General features: G+C 59.3%; 4 protein-coding genes, 1 tRNA gene, 1 rRNA gene and 1 pseudogene. 4 read left to right on the top strand and 3 right to left on the bottom strand.

Features of this window, described 5'->3' with window-relative positions; translation table 11 throughout:
• Nucleotides 1–257 precede the first annotated feature (257 nt).
• From PUT78_RS23315 to PUT78_RS23760, 3 genes and pseudogenes are all read left to right on the top strand, one after another.
• Nucleotides 258–452 (top strand): hypothetical protein, encoded by a 195-nt coding sequence (locus PUT78_RS23315; protein ID WP_274354608.1) that lies wholly within the window; start codon nucleotides 258–260, stop codon nucleotides 450–452.
• A 71-nt stretch (nucleotides 453–523) separates the two neighbouring features.
• Nucleotides 524–724, top strand: coding sequence for a type II toxin-antitoxin system prevent-host-death family antitoxin (locus PUT78_RS23310; protein ID WP_274354607.1), 201 nt, complete (start codon nucleotides 524–526; stop codon nucleotides 722–724).
• Nucleotides 651–1,187: pseudogene (locus PUT78_RS23760) on the top strand (recombinase family protein); the annotation flags it as partial. The gene PUT78_RS23310 and the pseudogene PUT78_RS23760, both read left to right, overlap by 74 nt.
• Before the next feature lie 12 nt (nucleotides 1,188–1,199).
• Here the strand turns inward: PUT78_RS23760 and PUT78_RS23755 are convergent.
• Nucleotides 1,200–1,430 carry a hypothetical protein gene (locus PUT78_RS23755; RefSeq protein ID WP_337994720.1) on the bottom strand — a complete coding sequence of 77 codons (231 nt, stop codon included), beginning with the start codon at nucleotides 1,428–1,430 and terminating at the stop codon, nucleotides 1,200–1,202.
• Between PUT78_RS23755 and PUT78_RS23305 the strand changes: the two genes are divergently transcribed.
• On the top strand, nucleotides 1,338–2,462 hold the full coding sequence (locus PUT78_RS23305; RefSeq protein ID WP_337994721.1) for a recombinase family protein: 1,125 nt from the start codon (nucleotides 1,338–1,340) through the stop codon (nucleotides 2,460–2,462). The genes PUT78_RS23755 and PUT78_RS23305 overlap by 93 nt on opposite strands.
• On the opposite strand, the gene PUT78_RS23300 is transcribed toward PUT78_RS23305, so the two are convergent.
• A tRNA-Met gene (locus tag PUT78_RS23300) sits at nucleotides 2,419–2,495 on the bottom strand. The two genes, PUT78_RS23305 and PUT78_RS23300, sit on opposite strands and share 44 nt — an antisense overlap.
• 43 nt (nucleotides 2,496–2,538) lie before the next feature.
• Nucleotides 2,539–2,626, bottom strand: a 5S ribosomal RNA gene (gene rrf / locus PUT78_RS23295); the annotation flags it as partial.

Here is a 2,626-nt window from a genome sequence, read left to right as displayed (position 1 = left end):
TGGCCAGTCCTGCCCATGATCGCGTGAAATCACTGCCCGCGATCGCGTGAAACAGGTGCCCGCCTTCCCGTGAAATCGCTGCCCACGATCAGCTGAAATCAGTGCCCGCCATCATGCGAAACGCGCAAACCGACCCTTCCCTTTTCTACGCCACGGCATCCTATTCACCGCACAGCGGTGCCCGAGGCCTTCCCCTGCGATGACATTCCGCGCTTCCATTGCCCCAGTCCCTTTCCGGGCATGGGATATTGGAGACGATGGCGGTCAAGCGGAACAGGATCAATATCAAGGTTACCCCCTCGACCGGACCAGAAACGGACCGGAATGATCCCGCACCCAAAGACGATGCCTTGATGTTGCTGGCTCGCCTGATTGGTCGCCAGATCGCCCGCGAGCAGTTCGAGCGTAAACTGGCAGCGGAGCGCAAAGCACAACGCCACCTGCGTAGCTGACCTGCAAATCCCCTTGCATTTATACGTATATTACGTATTAAATTGGCAGACCTATTCTTCTGGAGTCTGCGATGCCAACCACAACCTCCCTCGAATTTCAGCGCAAGTTCGGACAGTATCTGAACGAGTCTCACCGTGAGCCGGTAGAGATCACGCGACATGGCCGACGCGAGTTTGTGCTGATGTCGGCCGCCCAATATGACGAGCTACTGTCAGCGGCGCAGCGCAGGGACAAGCCCGTCGGAGCCGCCTCCGAACCTGAACGGATTTAAGATACCTCCCCCGAACACGGAGCTTGAGAGGACTGCCGATATGACCCGCGTTGCGCTCTATGCCCGATATTCCTCCGACAATCAGCGCGAGGCGTCGATTGAAGACCAGCTGCGCATCTGCCGCGAGCAGGCGAAGCGCGAGAAGTGGAAGATCGTCGGAACCTACAAGGATGCTGGCATCTCAGGCGCGAGCATGATCCTGCGCCCCGGCATTCAGGCACTCCTTCAGGATGCACAGGCGGGACATTTCGACATCGTGATGGCCGAGGCGCTGGATCGTATCAGTCGTGACCAGGCTGACGTCGCCACCTTCTACAAGCACCTCAAGTTCGCCGGCGTTCCGATTGTCACGCTATCCGAGGGCGAGATCAGCGAGTTGCATGTCGGCCTCAAGGGCACGATGAACGCGCTATTTCTCAAAGACCTCGCGGCAAAGACGCATCGCGGCATCCGTGGCCGCGTGGAGGACGGCAAGTCAGGCGGCGGCCTGTGCTTTGGCTACAATGTCGTCAAGCAGCTTGACGCGCGCGGCGATCCCATTCGCGGGGACCGGGAGATCAACGAAGCCGAAGCGAATGTTGTCCGGCGCATTTTCCGCGAGTTCGCCGCCGGCGTGGGTCCGCGCACAATCGCCCGCACATTGAACGAGGAAGGTATCCGCGGTCCGGCCGGCAAGCTCTGGAGCGACACCACCATCCGCGGCCATGTGAAGCGCGGCACGGGGCTGGTGAATAATGAACTTTATATCGGTCGTTTGATCTGGAACCGGCTTCGCTACATCAAAGATCCATCGACCGGAAAGCGCGTCTCACGTCTGAACCCGGAATCGGAATGGATCATCAAGGATGTGCCAGAGCTGCGTATTGTCGATGACGGACTCTGGCATTCGGTCCGTGTCCGGCAGGGCGAGATCGCCGAGAAGTTTGCCAACGTCACCGAGGCTGTGCGCAAGCACCACAAAAAGAACCGCCTGAACGGCACACGTCGGCCGAAGTCCCTTCTTTCCGGCCTGGTGTTCTGTGGCTGCTGCGGAGGCCCCTACTCGCTTCGCGGCGCCGATCGGTTTGCCTGCTCGAACCACATCAGCAAGGGCGCCTGTTCAAATAGCCGCACGATACCGCGTGAGGATCTGGAAGCCCGCGTGCTCTCCGGCCTGAAGGACAGGATGATGGCGCCGGAGATCGTTGAGGAGGCGATGCGCGCCTATGCGGAGGAGACCAACCGGCTGAACCGGGAACGCCGCTCCAGCGGCGATGCCTGGAAAGCAGAACTGGTAAAGATCAAGAAGCAGATCCGCGGCATCATCGAAGCGATCAAGGCCGGGATGTTCCACGAGAGCATGAAAGCAGAGATGGACACGCTGGAGGCGCGCAAGACCGAGCTGAGCACCCTGCTGGCCGACGCGCCAGAGGACACACCGGACATTCTGCCGAGCGCCTCGGCGATCTATGCGAAGAAGATTTCGGCCCTGACCAAGGCGCTCAATCGGAAGGAAGAGCGACAGGAAGCGGCGGAGACATTGCGAGGCCTGATCGAGAAGATTTCGCTGACACCGGGGCCGGAACGCGGCGAGATTTACGCAACACTGCACGGCGAGTTGGGCACGATCCTCAATTGGACAGAACGCCAAGCCATTGGAAATGCTGCAAAAACAACAAAACCCGCAGTGGATGCTACGGGTTTGTCGTTATCAGTGGTTGCGGGGACAGGATTTGAACCTGTGACCTTCAGGTTATGAGCCTGACGAGCTACCTGGCTGCTCCACCCCGCGCTGGTTTTTTGTATCGTTGAGAGAGAGTTGTGTTTCTTTTCAGGTTTGGCGGTGAGCTACTCTCCCACGTCTTGAGACGCAGTACCATTGCCGCGGCGGCACTTAACTTCCGAGATCGGGACGGGATCGGG

The sequence above is a fragment of the Roseinatronobacter alkalisoli genome, from assembly GCF_028745735.1.
GTDB lineage: Bacteria > Pseudomonadota > Alphaproteobacteria > Rhodobacterales > Rhodobacteraceae > Roseinatronobacter > Roseinatronobacter alkalisoli.
This window is presented reverse-complemented; position numbering and strand designations above follow the sequence as displayed.